Genomic DNA, 19,260 nt, shown 5'->3' on the forward strand with positions numbered 1-19,260 from the left:
TCCTTCAGTAAGAACGGCGGCGGCCGAAATGATGACCTACTACGAGGGTGGTGCTGGCAATCAGCACGGACAGGCCAAGGATGAGCTGCACCAGCTTGTCCTCGGGCAGGGTCCAGAGGCTGCCTTTGGGTGGTTCGCAGCCGGCGATGGCGCACAGCAAGGGCTCCACCCAATCGGCTTCAGGAGTAACATCGAGGATAACGGCGCCCTCGGTGGTCTGCATGTAAATCTCGCCGCCTTCGGCCAGGCTGAAACACACGCCGTAACCGGTTTCCTGCTTGCCGACGTGTTCCTTCAGCGCGAGGTCGTGCTCGGCGATCCACAGCTCCACGTCCTGCGGCGTTTCCAGTGCGGTCCACGGCACCGGGCGAAAGCGCGGCTTGGCCGCTTCGTCATCGTGATTAAACATGGGTCAGGAGTGTAACCGAAACGTCAGGAGGCGGTATGAAAGTAAACGAATATGTATCTGAGTTTGATGCGTTCTTCGGCAAGCTGTTGGATGAGCATCCGGAGATGGTGGCAGACCAGCGGGTTGGCTGGAATATCTGGTGGGATCATCAGGTCGACCTGGAGGCGGAGCGGGTAGCCAGGACGGATGCGGTGCCGACGCCGGCGTATTACTACCACTGACACCGATACGCGGCAGCCGCCTGCCCGGTCCTAGCCTTTCCAGCTGCGCTGCAGCCCCGTATCGGCATGAATCCATCCGCCACGCGGCCCCTGGCGGTAGTAGAAGCCTACCCCGCCCTGGCGGAAACTCTGCACCAGGCTCCCCAGCACTTCCGCATTCAAATTCGGAATCCGGATATCGGCCGCCTTCCCGCTCATGTGCAGCGACTGCCGCGCCGCCGGAATCCCCTGTTCGATCAGCTTCTTGTTGGAAGCCGGCGTGCGATATCCCGACAGGATCTCCAGCGGACTCTCGATCCCGAAGCGCTGCACGAAGGCCTGCGCACCCCACAGCGTCTCAAACAGTTTCGGATCAATCGCCGCCGTCTCCTTGCCATTCACATCGCGCAGCAAATGGCACAGTTCCTGGTAGGCCGCGTCGTTAATCTCGCCATCCTTCCAGTAAGTCAACCGGGCCTTCTCACCGCTCTGCGGGCGGATCACGCTGATGGTGCGCGGCTTGAGCCAGAATTCCAGGTCCAGCGTCTGGGCGTCGAAAATATCCGGCGGCGGTTCCGGTTCCGATTGCGGGCCGGCCCGGCCAACCAGCGGCAAGCCCGCCAGTGCGGTACCCGCCATCATGTGGAGGAAGTCTCTGCGTGTTGCCATGGTGATTCCATCTATTGCAATAACGATTACTATAGCAATAGAGAATGAGTTGAGAAACCCCTTTAACAATTTGTCGTAAACTTGGCACCAGGCGCCACGATGACCAGGTCGGACGTTGCAACCGCCACACAGGGCAGGATATAGCCCTGGCGCTTCTCCTCCAGGCTCAGTCCCGGCCATTCAATCAGGTGGCGCGCGGTGCCGTTTTGCACCTGGCAGATGCAGCTGCGGCAAGTGCCATTGCGGCAGGAACTGGGCAGCACTACACCGGCGCGGGCAGCCGACAGCAACAGGCTGGCTTCGCCATCCGTTTCGAACGATAATCCCTTCGGCTCAACTCTTATCTGAAACACAATGCCTCGCTATATTGCCCTGCTCCGCGGCGTCAGCCCGATGAACTGCAAGATGCCGGAACTGAAAGCCGCCTTTGAAAGTGCCGGATTTTCCAACGTCAAGACGCTTCTATCAAGCGGCAATGTAGCATTCGATGCCCGCTCCGCCTCGGAAGCGGCACTCGAGCGCAAGGCTGAAGCTGCTATGGAAAAGGCGCTTGGCCGCAGTTTTTACACCATCATCCGCGCGCAGAAGCAGCTGCAGGATTTGCTGGCCGAAGACCCCTATCCCGGCCTTGGTGCCGATCCGGCCGCGAAGCGCGTGGTCAGCTTTATGCGCGGCACGCCGCCCAAGACCGTCCTGCCACCGCCCGTCAGCGGGGCGCAGATGCTGGGCGTGATCGGAAACCAGGTGTTTTCGACCTATTTGCCCAGCAGCGACGGTCCAGTCTTCATGCGCCTGATTGAAAAGACCTTCGGCAAGGACATCACTACCCGCACCTGGGACACGGTGCGCAAATGCGCCGCAGCCTGATGCCAGTCCAGCTTTGGTCGGGGAGTGCCCTGCTGTCGGCCGGCTTCGGCGCATTCCGCGGCACGGTCGGGGATAACGCGCTGCACGCACATTACGCGCACCAGCTGGTGATTGCGCTGAATGGAGAAGTCGGCGTGGCGCTCCCTTCCGGACCCTTGCGTGCGCCCGGCATTGCCATCCCGGCAGGGCTGGCGCACTGTGTCTGCGCGGAACAGGCCTTGCTGGTCTACCTGGACCCGCTGACGCCGGAAGGCGCGGCTTTGTTCCCGCCGCGCGCCGCCACGGCGTTGCCCCTCGCCGCCGACCTTTGCAGCCAGCTGCTGGCGGCAGCCGATGAAGGCCAGTCCTTGCGTGCCACGCTGCGAGCTGCATGCGGCCTGTCACGCCCGTCAGTACCGGATCCACGCATGGCTGCCGTGGCAGGCGCATTGCGCGCAGGCGTTGCAATGGGCCGCGTAGCGCGCGACGATCTGGCAAGCCTGGCAAACCTGTCGCCCAGCCGCTTTTCCCATTGGTTCGTCGAGCAGACCGGCCTTCCCTTGCGCAGCTACCGCAAATGGCTGCGCCTCGAACTCGCGCTGCACCGGCTGGCGCACGGCGGCAACCTGACCGACGCCGCCCATGCAGCCGGGTTCGCCGACTCGGCCCACCTTTCACGCACTTTCCGTGAGATGTTCGGCCTCAACCCAGCGGCCCTGCTGCAGGGCATTGTGCTGGATAGCTCTTTCGTTCAAGCCGCCTGACGCAGGCGCCTTTACGCTGGCCTCCATTCACACAAGGAGGTCATGATGAAGCAATGGGCAATTCGATACCTGAGCTACCCGCTCGTTTTCGGCGGCGCCGCCGCGGCAATTCTATGGGCCGCCACGCACGGCCTGCCTTACTGGCCAACCATACCGCTGATGGCGCTGGCGGCCATCGCCTGCGTCGCCCTGCTCGAGCGATGGCAACCGTATGAAAAGGCCTGGCTGGCCGACCACGGTGACACAGCGACCGACAGCCTGCACTTCCTGCTCAACGCGAGCGTCCTGTACGGCAGCATCGAGATCCTGTCCTGGGCGCGCGGCCTGCTGCCTGCGCCGGCCGCCTGGCCCATGCACTGGCCAATGCACTGGCCAGTATGGATGCAAGTCGGCGCCGCCATGATCGTGCTCGACTTCGGCTTGTTTTTTATGCATTGGCTAAGCCATCGCCACTACCGCCTCTGGTTGTTCCACGAGGCGCATCACAGCAGCGAGCGCCTGTATTGGCTGAACAGCGAGCGGCGCCACCCACTGCACGCCATGATGATGGGTGCGCCGGGCTTGGCCGTCCTGCTGGTCCTGGGCGCGCCGGCAGCAACGATTGCCAGCGGCCTGGCCATCCTGTCCGTCCACCTGGCCTTCCAGCACGCCAATCTCGACTATTCGCTGGGCCCGCTGCGCCATGCGTTCGGCGTCGCCCAGACCCACCGCTGGCACCATAAGCGGGACTACGCGGACGCCCAGGTCAACTTCGGTGAATGGCTGATGCTGTGGGACCACCTGTTCCGCACCTACCGCCAGCCGCCGGGCAGGATCGGGCGCGACGATGTCGGCCTGGACAGCCCGGACGCCCCGGCTACGTATCATCGCCAATTGTTACGGCCATTCCTGTGAGCTACAATGTCAAGCTTGTCCGGTAGGCCATCGCCACCCGCCATCCACCCCGAGCCGGTCGAATCCGTCCGGCCCAGGCAAGAACATCCAGCGGAAACCATCCGTATTTGAGGGAATAAACATGTCTCAAAAGTCTAAAATCATCTACACCCTTACCGACGAGGCGCCACTGCTGGCGACTTATTCCCTGCTGCCGATCGTGCAGAAATTCGCAGCACCGGCCGGCGTTGACGTCGTGACCAGCGATATTTCGGTCGCCGCCCGCGTGCTGGCCGCCTTCCCGGAATGCCTGAGCGACGCGCAAAAAGTGCCGGACAACCTGTCCGAACTGGGCGCCCTGACCCAGAATCCAGACACCAACATCATCAAGCTGCCTAATATTTCGGCATCGGTATCCCAGCTGATCGCCTGCGTGCGCGAACTGCAGGCCGCCGGCTACAAGCTGCCGGACTACCCGGAAGATGCCAAGACCGAAGAAGAAAAGGCACTCAAAGCCCGCTACGGCAAATGCATCGGCTCCGCCGTGAACCCTGTGCTGCGCGAAGGTAACTCCGATCGCCGCGCACCGAAGGCAGTGAAAGAATTCGCACGCAAGAACCCGCACTCCATGGGCGAATGGAGCCAGGCGTCGCGCACCCACGTGTCGCACATGCACGGCGGCGACTTCTACCACGGCGAAAAGTCCATGACCCTGGACCAGGCGCGTGAAGTGAAGATGGAACTGATCACCAAGTCCGGCAAGACCATCGTGCTGAAACCGAAGGTCGCACTGCAAGCCGGCGAGATCATCGACTCCATGTTCATGTCGAAGAAAGCCCTGCTGGAATTCTACGAGCGCGAAATCGACGACGCCTACAAGACCGGCGTCATGTTCTCGCTGCACGTCAAGGCGACCATGATGAAGGTATCGCACCCGATCGTGTTCGGCCACTGCGTACGCATCTTCTACAAGCAAGCGTTTGAAAAACATGCCAAGCTGTTCGACGAACTGGGCGTGAACGTCAACAACGGCATGGCCAACCTGTACGAGAAGATCGAAAAGCTGCCGGCGTCGCAGAAGGACGAGATCCTGAAAGACCTGCACGCCTGCCTGGAAAACCGTCCGAAGCTGGCCATGGTCGATTCGGCCAAGGGCATCACCAACTTCCACTCGCCGAACGACGTGATCGTCGACGCATCGATGCCAGCCATGATCCGTATCGGCGGCAAGATGTGGGGCGCCGACGGCCGCACTGCGGACGTCAAGGCAGTCATGCCTGAATCGACCTTCGCCCGCATTTACCAGGAGATGATCAACTTCTGCAAATGGCATGGCAACTTCGATCCGAAGACCATGGGCACCGTGCCTAACGTGGGCCTGATGGCGCAGCAAGCCGAAGAATACGGTTCGCACGACAAGACCTTCGAAGTGCCGGAAGCCGGCGTTGCCAACATCACCGACCTGGCCACCGGCGAAGTGCTGCTGACCCAGAACGTGGAAGAAGGCGACATCTGGCGCATGTGCCAGGTGAAGGACGCCCCGATCCGCGACTGGGTCAAGCTGGCCGTCACCCGCGCCCGCAATTCCGGCATGCCTGCCGTGTTCTGGCTCGACACCTACCGTCCGCACGAAGCGGAAGTGATCAAGAAGGTGGAGACCTACCTGAAAGAGCACGACACCAGCGGCCTGGATATCGAAATCATGTCGCAGACCCGCGCCATGCGCTACACCCTGGAGCGCGTATCGCGCGGCCTGGACACCATCTCGGTGACCGGCAACATCCTGCGCGACTACCTGACCGACCTGTTCCCGATCCTGGAACTGGGCACCTCGGCCAAGATGCTGTCGATCGTCCCGCTGATGGCCGGCGGCGGCATGTACGAAACCGGCGCCGGCGGCTCGGCACCGAAGCACGTCAAGCAGCTGGTGGAAGAAAACCACCTGCGCTGGGATTCGCTGGGCGAGTTCCTGGCCCTGGCCGTATCGCTGGAAGAACTGGGCATCAAGTCCGGCAACGCCAAAGCCAAGATCCTGGCCAAGACCCTGGATGAAGCCACCGGCAAGCTGCTGGACAACAACAAGTCGCCATCGACCCGCACCGGCGAGCTGGACAACCGCGGCAGCCACTTCTACCTGTCGATGTACTGGGCCCAGGCCCTGGCAGCGCAGAACGACGACGCCGAACTGAAAGCCAAGTTCGCACCGCTGGCCAAGTCGCTGGCCGAGAACGAAGCCAAGATCGTGGAAGAGCTGAACTCGGTGCAAGGCGTCGCCACGGACATCGGCGGCTACTACAAGCCTGACGCAGCCAAGACCGCCGCCGTGATGCGTCCAAGCGCAACCTTCAACGCAGCCCTGGCAGCCCTGTAAGCCGCCCTCCGCTTCGTAATTAAAAGTCGGGGTCAGGTCTGGCAATCGGACATTCGCGCAGCGAATGTCCGATTGCCAGACCTGACCCCGACTTTCATTTTGCTTGGCTGAAGCTGGCGATGAAGGCGTCGCGGGCGGCGTGGTGGGGGATGTCGCGGCGCCAGACGAGCATCGTTTCGACCTCGGCTACTTCGGGCGGCAGGGTGTGGCATTGGACAGTGCGGCCGAGGCCGCGCTGGCGCAGCACTTCGCGCGGCATCATGGCGACGCCCATGCCGGCGGCCACGCAGCCGATGATGGCTTCGAAGGTGCCGAATTCGGCGACGCGGGTGTGGGCCACGCCGGCGTCGGCAAACCACCATTCCAGCCGGCGCCGGTAGGAGCAGCCGCTGCGGAAGCCAAGCAGTGTGCGCCGTGCAACATCGGCCGGGCCGCTCACGGGGCCGTGCAGCGCGTCCGTCAACAACACCAGTTCTTCGACGAATACCGGCACCTGTTCCAGTTCCGGACGGTCGATCGGCGCAGACACCAGCGCTACGTCGACCTTGTGGTTGGCCACGGCCTGCAGCAGATAGTCGGTCGGTCCGGTATCGAGTACCAGGTCGACTTGCGGGTACTTGCGATGGAAGGCGCCCAGTACGCGCGGCAGGCGCGCCGCGGCGGTGGTTTCAATCGAGCCAATACGCAACTGGCCCGATGGCGCCTGGCCGCCGCGCACCGACATTTGCGCTTCGTCCGCCAGCCGCAGCAAGCGCTCGGCGTATTCCAGCAAACGCGTTCCTTCGGCCGTGATCAGCATGCGCCGCCCCGAGCGGTTGAACAGGGTGACGCCCAGCGATTCCTCGAGCTGGTTGAGGCGCGCCGAGACGTTCGATTGCACCCGGTGCAGCCGGAGCGCTGCCTGGGTCACGCTGCCTTCCTCGGCAACGGTCTTGAATATCCTGAGCGAGGAGAGCTCCATTTGATTCTCCATTTGAGATGGCTAGATTCATTATTATTCATTTTTATTGATGCGTGAAGACATTTATAGTTCAAGCCATACACAGGAGCTTCACCATGAACAAGCCGTCGCCCGCCGTTCTGCTGGCTGCCAGTTTTGCCTTCATCATCGTCCAGCTTGATGTCACCATCGTCAATGTGGCCTTGCCCGGTATCGGCCGCGAACTTGGCGCCAGCGTCAGCGCGCTGCAGTGGGTGGTTGATGCCTATACGCTGGGATTTGCCGTTTTCCTGCTCTCGGCCGGCGTGCTGGGCGACCGCTTTGGCGCGCGCCGCGTTTTCCTGTCGGGCTTTGCACTGTTCACGCTTGCTTCGCTGGCCTGCGCGATGGCGCCGGGTGCGCTGGCGCTGAACCTGGCGCGCGCCGTACAAGGCGTGGGTGCCGCGCTGCTGGTGCCGAGTTCACTGGCAATCCTGAACGCGACCTACGCCCACGACCGCGCGCAGCTGGCCAAAGCCATCGCCTGGTGGACGGCTGCCGGCGGCGTGTCGATTGCGGCTGGCCCGGTACTGGGCGGCTTGCTGATGAGCCTGGCCGGCTGGCGCAGCATCTTCTGGGTCAATATCCCGCTCTGCGTACTCGGTTTCTGGCTGACGCTGCGTGTGCTCCCCGCCCTGCGCGGCAAGGATCCGGCACGCAGTTTCGACCTCGTTGGCCAGCTGCTGGCCATCGTCGGCTTGAGCGCCTTCATCGGCGCCGTAATCGAGTTCAATGCATTGGGCGCCTCGAGCCGCCTGGTGCAGGGCGCGTTGCTGGCGGCCCTGGTGTCGGCCGTGCTGTTCGTGCGCAGCCAGCAGCGCAGCGCGGCGCCGATGCTGCCGCTCGGCCTGTTCCGGGACATCGGCTTCTCCGGCGCGGTACTGTTTGGCGTCCTGGTCAACTTTGCCTATTACGGTGTAATCTTCGTTCTCAGCTTCCACCTGCAGAAGGTGCGCGGCTTCTCCGTGCTGCATGCGGGCCTGGTATTCCTGCCGCTGACCGGCACTTTCATCATCTCGAATATCGCCAGCGGCCGCATGCAGGCGCGCCTGGGCTCTCGCACGCCGATGATTGCCGGTGGATTGATTGCTGCCGCAGGCTATGCCATGCTCGGACTCTTTGGTGTCGCCAGCGATGCCACTTTCTTCGAGATGCTGCCCGGCCTGGCGCTGATCCCCGCCGGCATGGGGCTGGCGGTACCGGCGATGACGACTTCGATCCTTTCGGCCGTCGAGCGCAGCCAGGCCGGCACCGCCTCCGCAGTATTGAATACCGCGCGCCAGGTCGGCGGCGCGATGGGGGTTGCCATCTTCGGCGCCATGCAGGACATCGCGTTTTCCCTTTCCGTTTCAACCACCTTGCTGTTGCTGGGCGCGCTGCTGGCCTGGTACTGCATCAAACACCCACTTCCAAGCAAAGGAGCTTCACTATGCCATACGTAAATTTCCGCATCACTAAAGAAGGCGCAACCGCAGAACAGAAACTGGAGCTGATCAAGGGCGCAACCGAGCTGCTGCAGCGCGTGCTGAACAAGAACCCGGCCACGACTTTCGTCATCATCGACGAAGTGGAGACCGATAACTGGGGCATCGGCTACGACAATGTGACGACACTGCGCGCCAAGGCCGCAGCGGCCAAGTCCAGGGAAGGCTGACTATTCCGGCGCCGGGCCCATGCCCGTAGCGGCCCAGTAAATGCCGCCGTACAGGTGATGGCGAAACAGCGGGTCGGCATACGTCCCCGCCAGGTGGCCGAGCGCAGTGTAAAACGCGCGGCCGCCATCGTAATGCTGGTACCAGCTGACCGGGTGGAATGCGCCCATGCCCTTGGGGCCGGGCTTGTAAGTCGACTCGTCGACTGTCAGCAGGTAGGTGACTTTACTGGTTGCCGGCTTGAAGGCATACCATTCTTCCGTTACCAGGTTGCGCGCAGCGAAACGCTCCATCCCTGGGAAATCGCGCTTCTCCACCTTCAGGATCGCGCTCTGTACCGCCGGATGATGGTCGAACATATGCCCCACCAGCCTGGTGTACCACGGCCAGCCGTATTCAGTATCCGCGGCGCTGTGCACACCGACGTAACCGCCGCCGGAACGGATGTAGCGCTCGAACACCCCCTTCTGTTTCGCATCGAGTATCTCTCCCGTCGTCTGCAGGAAGATCACGGCTTGGTACTTGGCCAGTTCCTGGTCGCTGAAACCGCGATTGGCGTCCTCGGTCCAGAACACACTGAAATCGTGCAGCTTGCCCAGCTCCTGAATTGCCGCAACGCCTGCCGGGATCGAGTCGTGATGCCAGCCAGCTGTTTTCGAGAACACCAGCACGTTGAATTGGGCGCCTTGCGCACAGCAGCCCACCAGTAAAATGATGGCGGCAAACAGGGCTTTCACCAGGTCCGGCCTTAATTGCAGCCGCAGAAGCGCTTCGGCCTGTTGACGTCGCATACGGTGCCGTCAAGCTGCTTCCAGAAGAAGACGGTGTCGACGCCGTAGGGGGAGCGGACATTGCCCGCGCGCAGATAGCCCTGGCGGGCAAAGAATTCCTCGCCGGTGGCGGTGCTGTGAAGTTGCAGGGCTTTGACGCCCCAGCTGCAGGCTTGCTGTTCGACGCAGGCCAGCAGCGCCTTGCCCGCGCCGCGCTGGCGCACTTCCGGCAGCAGGTAGCACAGGGCCAGCTTGCCGGCGGCCGTCAGCAAGGCGACGCCCACCACCGCGCCCTCTTCGACTGCGACCAGCGAATAATTGGTGGGCGAGGCGAACCACGACGCCACCGTCTCGGGCGTCTTGTTTCCTAGCCAGGCGCCAAGGACGGCGGGATCATTTTTATGGTCAAGCACACAACATTCGGCGATTGAGCGTCGCAGCACCTCACAGGCGGCCGTGGCGTCATTCGCTTCCGCGCGGCGAATTTCAAAACTCATGCGTGCTCACAGGTATTCAATAACCGGAATATACACCAGCAGCCAAAACCCCGTACGAGGCCGCGTGCGCACAGCCTTAGCCGGGGCCGATACTAAGCTTATAACGAATAAGTAGTTTCCTTTCGGCGCGAGATTCTAGACCATGCATATCTGTTTTCACAATAGAGATTGCCATGACTTATAACAAATTCGCATTTGCACTCAGCGCCACCCTGGCAGCGGCTTCCATCGGTTTTGCCCCGCTGGCAGCGGCCAATGAAGTGACGCTGCTGAACGTGTCCTATGACGTGGCACGTGAGCTGTATAAGGACATCAATCCCGCCTTCGCCGCCGCTTACAAGAAAGGCACCGGCGTCGACGTCACCGTCAAGCAGTCGCACGGCGGCTCCTCCAAGCAGGCACGCGCCGTCGCCGACGGCCTGGAAGCGTCGGTGGTGACCATGAACCAGGCCAATGACATCGACATGCTGGCCGACCGCGGCCTGGTGGCGCAGGACTGGGCCAGGAAATTCCCGAACAATGCGGCTCCAGCCTATTCCACCATGGTCTACCTGGTGCGCAAGGGGAATCCGAAAGCGATCAAGGACTGGAGCGACCTGGCAAAGCCGGGCGTGGCCGTCGTGATCCCGAATCCGAAAACCGCGGGCAATGGCCGCTACACCTACCTGGCAGCCTGGGGTTCGGTGCTGAAAAAAGGCGGCAATGAAGCACAGGCGCGCGAACTGGTGGGCAAGATCTTCAAGAACGTGCCGGTGCTGGATGCTGGCGGGCGCGCGGCCACCACCACCTTCACCCAGCGCCAGATCGGCGACGTGCTGGTGACGTTCGAGAATGAAGTGAACCTGGTGCGCGCTGAATTCGGCGACAACTTCGAAGTGGTGTATCCATCGTCCTCGATCCTGGCAGAGTCGCCGGTGGCCGTGGTTGACAAGGTGGTCGACAAGAAAGGCATCCGCAAGGAAGCCACCGCCTACCTGAACTTCCTGTACTCCGATGCCGGGCAGGAGATCATCGCCAAGCACTACCTGCGCCCGCGCTCGGACGCAGTGTTCAAGAAGTACGCTGCCACCTTCAAGCCGATCTCGCTGTTCACCGTGGATGAAGTGTTTGGCGGCTGGCGCGCAGCGCAGAAGAAGCACTTCGATGACGGCGGCGAATTCGACAAGATCTACACTTCGAAGTAAGCATCACGCTTTCGTCAGGCGCTCAATCTGCGCCTTCTTCTCGGCCATGTCATGGTCGGAATCATGGAACCGCGCCGCAATGGCGCGGAACTCCTCCTGCAACCCGATGAATGCATCAATCATGTCGGGATCGAAGTGCTTCCCCTTGCCTTCAATGATGATCTGCACCGCCTTCTCGTGCGGCATGCCGTCCTTGTAGACGCGGCGGCTGATCAGGGCGTCGTACACGTCCGCCACCGCCATCAGGCGCGCCGAGACGGGAATCGCTTCGCCGGCCAGGCCTTCCGGATAACCTGAACCATCCCACTTTTCCTGGTGTGAACAGGCGATCTCCTTGGCGATGGACAGGAAAGCCATCGGCGTGCCAAGGGACCGTTCGGCATGCTCGATGGCGGCGCGGCCCAGCGTGGTGTGCGTCTTCATGATCTCGAATTCGTGCGGTTCGAACCTGCCTGGCTTGAGCAGGATGCGGTCGGGAATGCCGACCTTGCCGATATCGTGCAGCGGGGCCGATTTGAACAGCAGGTTGATAAAGCTGTCGGTCAGCACGGCGCTGAAGCGCGGGTGCCCTTTCAGGCGTTCCGCCAGCGCCTTGACGTAGAACTGGGTGCGGCGGATATGGTTGCCGGTTTCGGAATCGCGGGTTTCGGCCATCGAGGCCATGGCGAGGATGGTGACGTCCTGGATCGCCACCACTTCACGCGTGCGTTCCCGCACTTCCTGCTCCAAAAATTCGTTCTGGTCGCGCAGGAAGTCGGCGTGCTCTTTCAGCATCAAGTGGTTGCGCACGCGGGCCAGCGTGATGGGCGGGCTGATCGGCTTGGTGATGTAATCGACGGCGCCCAGGTCGAGGCCCAGTTCCTCGTCTTCCACCTCCGATTTCGCGGTAAGGAAAATAACGGGGATGTCGCGCGTGGCAGGATCGGCCTTCAGGCGGCGGCATACTTCGTAACCGTCCATCTCGGGCATCATCACATCGAGCAGGACCACGTCGGGCGGCTGGCCGGTGGTGGCGATGCGCAGGGCCTTCTCGCCGCTGTTGGCGACCTTGACCTTGTACAGGTCTTTCAAGAGGTCGTTCATCAGCACCAGGTTGTCGGGCGAGTCGTCGACCAGCAGCACGGTTTTCTTTGCGATCAGTTCCAGTTCCATCTCACTTTCCCTCCAGGCTTACCATTGCTTCCTCCAGCGCCGCCAGCGCGGCTTCAAGGTCCAGGTTACCAATTCCATTTGCAATACGGCGCCAGTGCTCGGGCAAGGCAGCTTTGAATTGCGCCAGTTCCGCATCCCACAGCTCGGCTGCCTGCGAGTCGCTATCGGCCAGCAGGTGGCGCAGGCGGTCAAGCGGCGGCGCAACGGCCGGGACGACGGGCGCCAGCGCAGGGTGCACGGCACCGCCGCGCGTCTCCGCATTAACCGCCCGCAGCGCGGCCAGCAGCGGGTCCAGTTCCACCAGCACCATCGCCAGCAGGCGTTCCAGGTCCGCCCGTGGAACGCCTTGCTGGCAAGCCTGCTCCAGTGCCTGCGCGGCCTCCTGAACGCTGCGCGCACCGATATTGCCTGCCACGCCCTTCAAAGTATGCGCCAGGCGCTCGGGCGCCGTCGCATCGCCGCCCATCAGCGCTTGCACGAACATTGCGGCAAAGTCCTGCTGGCCATCGCGGAACTTGACCAGCAAGCGTCGGTAAAGCTTTTCGTCGCCCATGGAGGTGGCGAGACCTGCCCGCACGTCGACCGTCGGCAACGCGGGAAGCGGAGCAGGCTTGTCGCCCGCTGCAGCGGCGGAGGCAGCGTAAGCCTTTTGCACGGCCGCCACCGCGGCGGCCTGCCCCCCATCCGGCTCCGGCCGCAGCCAACGCGCCAGCGTGGCGTACATTTCGGCCACGTTGACCGGCTTGGCGATGTGGTCCTGCATGCCGCTGGCCAGCACCTTTTCCCGGTCGCCCGCCATGGCGTTGGCCGTCATGGCGATAATCGGCAATTTGTCGAAGACAGGATTGGCGCGAATCGCGCGCGAGGCCTGGAAACCATCCATCACGGGCATCTGGCAGTCCATCAGCACGCCGTCGAAACGCGCATCCTGCGCCAGGATATCCAGCGCTTGCTGACCGTGGCAAGCCAGCACCGCTTCCATACCCGCCTTGCCCAGCAGGTCGATTGCCAGTTCCTGGTTCATCTCGTTGTCTTCAACCAGCAGGACGCGCGTGCCGGCCAGGCGCGCCATGATTTCGCCCTGGTGCAGGTCGCGCTCAGCAAAGCGGCGGCCTTCGACCAGCACGCCCTTGCCTAGCGCCTCGCCGACCGCTTCCAGCAAAGCGGACGGCGTCACCGGCTTGGTCAGCACGGACTTGAGCTGGACCCGGCGTTCTTCTGCGCTGGTCAAGGCTTCTTCGCGGCCATAAGCGGTCACCATGATGACGGCAGGCAGGCGGCCGGCCGGCGCTGACTGCAGGCGACGCACGGTTTCAACGCCGTCCATCGAAGGCATTTTCCAGTCCATCAGGATCAGGTCGTAAGGCATAGCCTGTTCTTCCGAGCGCGCCGCCATGTCCAGCGCCTGCTGTCCGCTCAGCGCCACATCCACCGCCAGCCCGAAGGATCGTGCAACGGTGGAAAGTATTTCGCGCGCCGAGGCATTGTCGTCCACCACCAGCACGCGCACGCCGAGCAGCTCGTCGGCGCGGAACATGCGGCGCGGTTTGGGATTGGCCTGCAGCCCGAAGCGTGCCGTGAAATGGAAGGTGGAGCCCTTGCCTTCCACGCTCTCGACCCAAATGCGCCCGCCCATCAGCTCCAGCAGGTTTTTGCTGATCACCAGGCCAAGCCCGGTGCCGCCGTACTTGCGCGTGGTCGAAGCATCGGCCTGGCTGAAAGACTGGAACAATTTGGCGCTTTGCGCTTCGCTCATGCCGATTCCGGAGTCGCGCACCCAGAAATGCAGTTCGACACCCTCTTCGTCCCGGCCCGACTGTTCAATACCGACCACCACTTCGCCATCGGCGGTGAACTTGACCGCATTGTTGGCAAGGTTGACCAGTACCTGGCCAATGCGCAGCGGATCGCCAACCAGGCCGGTCGGCAGCTCCGGTGCCACCTGGAACAGCAGTTCCAGGCCCTTGTCCTCGGCCTTGAAGGCGATCAGGTTGGCCAGGTTGTCGAGCACGTCGTCGAGGTCGAACTCGACCCGCTCCACTGTCATCTTGCCGGCCTCGATCTTCGAAAAGTCGAGGATATCGTTGATGATGCCGAGCAGGTTTTCGCCGGCGCGCTGCACCTTCTCGACGTAGTTGCGCTGGCGCTTATCGAGGTTGGTCTGCAAGGCCAGGTGCGACATGCCGATGATGGCATTCATCGGCGTGCGGATTTCATGGCTCATATTGGCCAGGAAATCGCTCTTGGCCCGCGTTGCGGCCAGCGCCTGCTCCTTGGCAATGCGCAGTTCGTCCTCGGCGGCTTTTTGCGCGGTGACGTCCTGGTACACGCCATACATGAAGCGCGGCGCGCCGCTCTCCTCGTCGCGCACCACGGTGCCGACCGCGTGCAGCCAGATGATGCGCCCGTCCAGCGGGCGCCTGTAGGCATACACGGCATCGAACTTGTCGCAGCTGCCATCGAGTGCTCCCTGCACCCTGGCGGCAACCCGCAGCGCGCCTTCGGGATCGGCTTCCACCACGCGCGCAAACCATTCGTCCTGCAGGTGGTAGCGGCCATCGGTGCGCGGCGGTTCGCCCAGCAGGCGCGCGGCGCGCTCGGACTGCGTATAGTATTCGGGATCGCTGTAGTCGACCACCCAGTAGCCGCAGTCGGTCATTTCCAGCGCGATATCGCCCAGGAAGTTGCTGCGCTTGATTTCCTCCTCCAGCACCTTGCGCTCGGTGATGTCGCGGAACACCACCACCGATCCGACTTGCGCGCCGTCCTTGTACATGGGCCGGTCCATGCAATCGACAGGGAAGGTGCTGCCGTCCTTGCGCTTCAATTGCTCGCTGTCCTGCTGCCATTCGGCGCCCACCATTTCACCTTCCGCGTAGCCCAGCAAGGCCAGCGCCGCCGGGTTGACGAAGGTGATGCGGCCGCCCAGGTCAAGGCCGACGATGCCGTCGCTGACCGTACCCAGCACCAGCCGGCTGCGCTCTTCCAGCACCCTGGTGCGTTCATTGCGCTCCAGTATTTCCATGTTCATGGCGACCACCGGCAGTGCGCCATCCAGCAGCGACTGGGCCTGGTCGCCGTAAGGCTCCAGTGTCGCCAGTTCCAGCACGCCCAGCAAGCGCTCATTGCGCACCACCGGCACGATGGCGATACTGGCCGGGTCGGCTTCGCCCAGCGCGGAGCCGATGCGGACGTAGCCGGCCGGCGCCTGGCGCAGGATAATCGGCTTGCGCTGCGCCGCGCATTGTCCCACCAGGCCTTCGCCAAGCAGGAAACGCTGCTGCGCCGCGGACCTGCCGCGCATGGCGTAGCCGGCCAGCAGCGCCAGGCTGCCCTCCTCCGCCTCATGCCGGTAGAAGGCTGCGTGGCCGGCCTGCACCAGCGGCGCCAGTGCCGCCAGCGTGCGCGCGGCCAGGTCTTGCGCGCTATCAGCCGATTGCAGGTCGTTGCCGATTGCCGCCAGGTGGGTCTTGAGCCAGCGCTGCGCCTCCATCTTGCAGGCTTCTTCCTGCAGCACCTTGATCGAGCGCGCCAGGCTGCCCATCTCGTTGGGAAAATCCGTCAGCGGCACTTCGGCGCTGAGCCTGCCCTTCGCCAGTTGCTGCACGGCGCTGCGCAAGCGCTCCGAAGGCAGGCGCACCGAGCGCCCCACCAGGTAGCTGAAAAGCACGCCCAGCACCAGGCTCAGTCCCAGCAAAGCGTAGGTGAGCTGCTTCTCATAGCGCGACAGCGCCTGCATTTCTTCGATCTGGCGGCGCGCGCTGTCTTCCTTGATTTCGGCAATGCGCGTCAAGGCGTTGTTGGCGCGCAGGGCGTGCTCCTGGAATTTTGGATCCGCCACCACGGCTGCCGCCTGCTCCGTCTGGCCGGCGCGCAGCAGGCGCACCGTTTCGTCAACGCGCAGGTGATAGCCGGCGTAGGCTGTTTCGAACTCGGCCAGGTTCTTGCGGTTCTCCTCGCGGATGATGCGCGGGCGCAGCTCCTCCAGCGCACGGTCTTGCCGGCGCTGCGCCTCGTCGACCATGGACAGGGCATAATCGCGGCCGGCCCTGTCGCGCGCCAGCAGGGCTTGCTGCAAGGCGCGGCCGCGCTGGGCAAACTGGATCAACGCGTCCTTGGCGTCGGAAATGCCCAGCAGGTCGTTCTTGTAGATGCCGAGAATCTCGTCGTGCAGGCGGGCCTGGGTGGTGACGTTGTGCAGACCGAACGCCAGCGTGATCAGCAGGCTGCCGCCGAAACCCAGCGCGAGTTTCCACGTCAGGCCGAGTTTTTCAAGTCGAGTCAGTAAGCCTGCCACGCTCCCCCCCTACTCAGTCATATTGATCGCCAGCAGGTCAAGCGCTGACAGGAATTGTTCATACGCCGCGGCGTCAGGCGCCTGCAGCAGCGCCAGTTCCACCGCGCCCAGCAGGCGTCCCCGCAACTGGACTGGCGCCAGCAGCAGGGCGCCCGGGTTTGCGCCGCCCAGGCCGGAGCGGATGCTCCATGCGGCGCCCGCGGCGCCGGCGCCGACGATGCGCGCCTGGCGTTCCAGTGCGCATTGGCCAAGCAAGCCCTCGCCCAGCGCCAGGTGTTGCGGCGGCGCCGTGCTGGCATAGCTGGCGGCCAGCGCCAGGCCGTTCGCATCGGCGCCGTAGATGGCGCCCTGCATGGCGCCAAACAGCCGATGGCATTGATCGAGGAAGGCTGCAAGGCGGGCTTGGCGATCCTCAGCCTGCTGCATCTGCAGCGCCACCTGGGCCAGCTGCATCTTGCGTTCGGCGCGCAGCTCCTGCTCCTGCGCCACGCGTTCCAGTTCGACATGGGCGCGCTGCTGCGCCGCCTGGCTGCGCACGGCGCGCAAGCCGGCCGCCCCGAGCAGGACCACCACGGCCGCCGCCATGGCCGCGGCCGGCACGCCGCTGCCCGCAGGCACGCTCTGGCCCAGGTCTTCCAGCACCACCAGTTGCCAGCTGCCGGATGGATCGTGCCAGTCGACGGTAGCCGAAGCCACCGCATAATGCCGGCCCTCAGCCGTCACCATGCCCGGCGCGATATCGAGCGGCAGCCGGCGCGGCTCCCTCTCTTCGAACAGCTTGCCGAACTGGCGCACGGCGCGGATTTGCGCCACCCTGGCCAGCGTCACCTCGCCCGCCAGCATGCCGCGCCATTCGCGGCGGCTGCTGGCGAACACCACGCCCTGCGGCGACAGCAGGATGGCGGCCTGGCCGCTGCGCGCCAGCAGGCGCTCGAGCTTTTCCATGTCGGTGCGCGCCACCACCACCCCAACCGGATCGCCGCTGCGCGCCATGCCGGCATACACTGGCGCGGCAAAATACAGGGCATGGTCGCCGCGCGCCAGGCTGACGGCGGCGTAGATATTGTTGCGCCCGGCCATCGACTCCTTGTAATAGGGACGGAAGCGCACGTCGATGCCGGTCGACGGTCTTCCGCTTTCGTCCCAGGACGATTTGACGAAGCCATCCCGGCCCACCACGAATAAACCCTGGATTTTCTGGCTGCGGGCGACGTTTTCCAATAAGGCCAATATATTCGGCTGGTTGGGGGGAATTGGCTCGGTGCTTTCCTTCTTGATATCCGGCTCAATCAATCCGAGCAGGGAAATCGCCCCCATCAAATTACTGTCCAGCGTTAATGACATGGCAGAAATTGCATCGCGCTGGACATCGATATTCAATAATTCCAGCCGTCCCCGTTCCAGGTTATCGCGGTAGCGGCTGCCGGCCAGCGAGGCCGCCGCCATGGCCAGCAGCGTGACCACGGCCCAGGCGCGCAAGGGATGTTTTGCAATTCTCTCAATTACCAACATGGCAAATTTCAAGAAGGAAATATTATCGAATAACAATACCAGTATTCCCGCCGTGCGTGCCGCACGCCATGGTTTTTATTGTTCAGTTGCGCATGATTGACGTTTGCTGGACGAGTTAACCCGATAGTGATATTGTCCATATTTAGAATATTGCTCTTGATCCAGCATTATTCCGCCCCGAACGAACGCACCAATCCGACCATGTTCAAGAAAATAACCGCAGCCCTGCTGATGTCGATCTCCGCAGCCGCGTTTGCCGTGCCTTTGGGCTCGCAAGCCGTGCTTGTCGTCGAGGATGAGACCGGCAAAGTGCTGGTCGAGAAGAACGCCACCGCCGTTGTTCCGATCGCCTCCCTCACCAAACTGATGACCGCAATGGTCGTGCTCGACTCCAAGCTTGATATGGAGGAGCAGATCAGCATCGACAAAGACGACGTCGATACGCTCAAGCACAGCACCTCGCGCGTGCCGGTCGGCGCCACCATTTCGCGCGGCGAATTGCTGCAGCTGGCGCTGATGTCCTCCGATAACCGCGCCGCTGCCGCGCTGGCGCGCACCTTCCCGGGCGGCCCGGCCGCCTTTACCGCCGCCGTCCATGCCAAGATCCAGCAGCTTGGCATGAGCAGCACACAGATCGATGAACCGACCGGCCTGTCGCCTAACAATACATCGAATGCAGCCGACCTGGTGAAAATGGCCGCGGCCGCCGCCCAGTACCCCGAGATCCGCCGCATCACCACCGATACCGAGGAAGTGATCAATATGAAAGGGCGCATGGTGCAGTACCACAACACCAATCGCCTGGTCGGCGCCAAAGGCTGGGATATCGGCCTGTCCAAGACCGGCTATACCGAAGAAGCGGGCCGCTGCCTGATCATGCGCATCACCGAAGCCGGCCGCGCCGCCACCCTGGTCCTGCTGAACGCCGGGGGCAATTCGGCGCGCCTGATGGATGCGCTGAACATCCGCCGCCTGCTGGCCGGCGACAACGCACCCAAAGTGATGAAAGCATCGAGCCCGCGCAAGAAAGCAGTGCGCACAACGGAACGCCGTCGCCGCCGCATGTAAAACACCTGACGGGGTTC

Annotated in this window: 18 protein-coding genes; 9 read left to right on the forward strand and 9 right to left on the reverse strand. The window is 63.1% G+C overall.

What is annotated here, in order from left to right; genetic code table 11:
- Positions 1-4 precede the first annotated feature (4 nt).
- Positions 5-409: a hypothetical protein gene (locus ASD07_RS02505; protein WP_055924647.1), complete on the reverse strand. Its 405-nt coding sequence runs from the start codon at positions 407-409 to the stop codon at positions 5-7.
- 35 nt (positions 410-444) lie between these two features.
- Between ASD07_RS02505 and ASD07_RS02510 the strand changes: the two genes are divergently transcribed.
- Positions 445-630, forward strand: a complete 186-nt coding sequence (locus ASD07_RS02510) for a DUF3460 family protein (RefSeq protein WP_055924650.1) — start codon at positions 445-447, stop codon at positions 628-630.
- Between the two features lie 30 nt (positions 631-660).
- Here ASD07_RS02510 and ASD07_RS02515 read toward each other — a convergent pair whose 3' ends face one another.
- Together ASD07_RS02515 and ASD07_RS02520 are read right to left on the reverse strand one after the other, a co-directional pair.
- A complete protein-coding gene (locus ASD07_RS02515; protein ID WP_055925307.1) occupies positions 661-1,248 on the reverse strand; it encodes a DUF882 domain-containing protein in 588 nt (195 codons plus the stop codon).
- A 92-nt stretch (positions 1,249-1,340) separates the two neighbouring features.
- On the reverse strand, positions 1,341-1,631 hold the full coding sequence (locus tag ASD07_RS02520) for a 2Fe-2S iron-sulfur cluster-binding protein (protein ID WP_082507065.1): 291 nt from the start codon (positions 1,629-1,631) through the stop codon (positions 1,341-1,343).
- A gap of 1 nt (position 1,632) precedes the next feature.
- Between ASD07_RS02520 and ASD07_RS02525 the strand changes: the two genes are divergently transcribed.
- The 4 genes from ASD07_RS02525 (at position 1,633) to ASD07_RS02540 (ending at position 6,132) form a co-directional block, all read left to right on the forward strand.
- Positions 1,633-2,145, forward strand: a complete 513-nt coding sequence (locus ASD07_RS02525; protein ID WP_055924656.1) for a DUF1697 domain-containing protein — start codon at positions 1,633-1,635, stop codon at positions 2,143-2,145.
- On the forward strand, positions 2,130-2,888 hold the full coding sequence (locus ASD07_RS02530; protein ID WP_055924659.1) for a helix-turn-helix transcriptional regulator: 759 nt from the start codon (positions 2,130-2,132) through the stop codon (positions 2,886-2,888). The genes ASD07_RS02525 and ASD07_RS02530 overlap by 16 nt, the downstream gene beginning before the upstream one ends.
- A gap of 42 nt (positions 2,889-2,930) precedes the next feature.
- Positions 2,931-3,782, forward strand: coding sequence for a sterol desaturase family protein (locus tag ASD07_RS02535; protein WP_055924661.1), 852 nt, complete (start codon positions 2,931-2,933; stop codon positions 3,780-3,782).
- Between the two features lie 121 nt (positions 3,783-3,903).
- Positions 3,904-6,132: an NADP-dependent isocitrate dehydrogenase gene (locus ASD07_RS02540; RefSeq protein WP_055924663.1), complete on the forward strand. Its 2,229-nt coding sequence runs from the start codon at positions 3,904-3,906 to the stop codon at positions 6,130-6,132.
- Positions 6,133-6,226: 94 nt separating this feature from the next.
- Here ASD07_RS02540 and ASD07_RS02545 read toward each other — a convergent pair whose 3' ends face one another.
- On the reverse strand, positions 6,227-7,093 hold the full coding sequence (locus ASD07_RS02545; protein WP_055924672.1) for a LysR family transcriptional regulator: 867 nt from the start codon (positions 7,091-7,093) through the stop codon (positions 6,227-6,229).
- A gap of 95 nt (positions 7,094-7,188) precedes the next feature.
- Here ASD07_RS02545 and ASD07_RS02550 point away from each other — a divergent pair, with 95 nt between their 5' ends.
- Positions 7,189-8,553 carry an MFS transporter gene (locus tag ASD07_RS02550; RefSeq protein ID WP_055924675.1) on the forward strand — a complete coding sequence of 455 codons (1,365 nt, stop codon included), beginning with the start codon at positions 7,189-7,191 and terminating at the stop codon, positions 8,551-8,553.
- A complete protein-coding gene (locus tag ASD07_RS02555) occupies positions 8,541-8,765 on the forward strand; it encodes a 2-hydroxymuconate tautomerase family protein (protein ID WP_055924679.1) in 225 nt (74 codons plus the stop codon). Before ASD07_RS02550 ends, ASD07_RS02555 begins: the two co-directional genes overlap by 13 nt.
- Here the strand turns inward: ASD07_RS02555 and ASD07_RS02560 are convergent, their stop codons facing one another.
- Entirely contained in the window at positions 8,766-9,554 is a 789-nt protein-coding gene (locus tag ASD07_RS02560) for a ThuA domain-containing protein (protein ID WP_055924681.1), read from the reverse strand.
- Positions 9,512-10,030, reverse strand: coding sequence for a GNAT family N-acetyltransferase (locus tag ASD07_RS02565; RefSeq protein ID WP_055924684.1), 519 nt, complete (start codon positions 10,028-10,030; stop codon positions 9,512-9,514). Before ASD07_RS02565 ends, ASD07_RS02560 begins: the two co-directional genes overlap by 43 nt.
- 173 nt (positions 10,031-10,203) lie before the next feature.
- Between ASD07_RS02565 and ASD07_RS02570 the strand changes: the two genes are divergently transcribed.
- On the forward strand, positions 10,204-11,214 hold the full coding sequence (locus tag ASD07_RS02570) for a sulfate ABC transporter substrate-binding protein (RefSeq protein ID WP_055924687.1): 1,011 nt from the start codon (positions 10,204-10,206) through the stop codon (positions 11,212-11,214).
- A gap of 3 nt (positions 11,215-11,217) precedes the next feature.
- On the opposite strand, the gene ASD07_RS02575 is transcribed toward ASD07_RS02570, so the two are convergent.
- Genes ASD07_RS02575 through ASD07_RS02585 form a run of 3 tightly spaced genes read right to left on the reverse strand, consistent with a single transcriptional unit; the run spans position 11,218 to position 18,175 of the window.
- Positions 11,218-12,366, reverse strand: coding sequence for a two-component system response regulator (locus tag ASD07_RS02575; RefSeq protein ID WP_055924691.1), 1,149 nt, complete (start codon positions 12,364-12,366; stop codon positions 11,218-11,220).
- Between the two features lies 1 nt (position 12,367).
- Entirely contained in the window at positions 12,368-16,663 is a 4,296-nt protein-coding gene (locus tag ASD07_RS02580) for a response regulator (protein ID WP_055924694.1), read from the reverse strand.
- 9 nt (positions 16,664-16,672) lie between these two features.
- The gene (locus ASD07_RS02585; RefSeq protein ID WP_082507066.1) at positions 16,673-18,175 is read right to left on the reverse strand and encodes a cache domain-containing protein; all 1,503 of its coding nucleotides are present in this window, start codon (positions 18,173-18,175) and stop codon (positions 16,673-16,675) included.
- Positions 18,176-18,376: 201 nt separating this feature from the next.
- Here ASD07_RS02585 and ASD07_RS02590 point away from each other — a divergent pair, with 201 nt between their 5' ends.
- Positions 18,377-19,243 (forward strand): serine hydrolase, encoded by an 867-nt coding sequence (locus ASD07_RS02590; RefSeq protein WP_055925310.1) that lies wholly within the window; start codon positions 18,377-18,379, stop codon positions 19,241-19,243.
- The last annotated feature ends 17 nt before the right edge of the window (positions 19,244-19,260 follow it).

Origin of the sequence: Duganella sp. Root336D2, from assembly GCF_001425005.1 — a bacterium.
Taxonomy (GTDB): domain Bacteria; phylum Pseudomonadota; class Gammaproteobacteria; order Burkholderiales; family Burkholderiaceae_D; genus Rugamonas.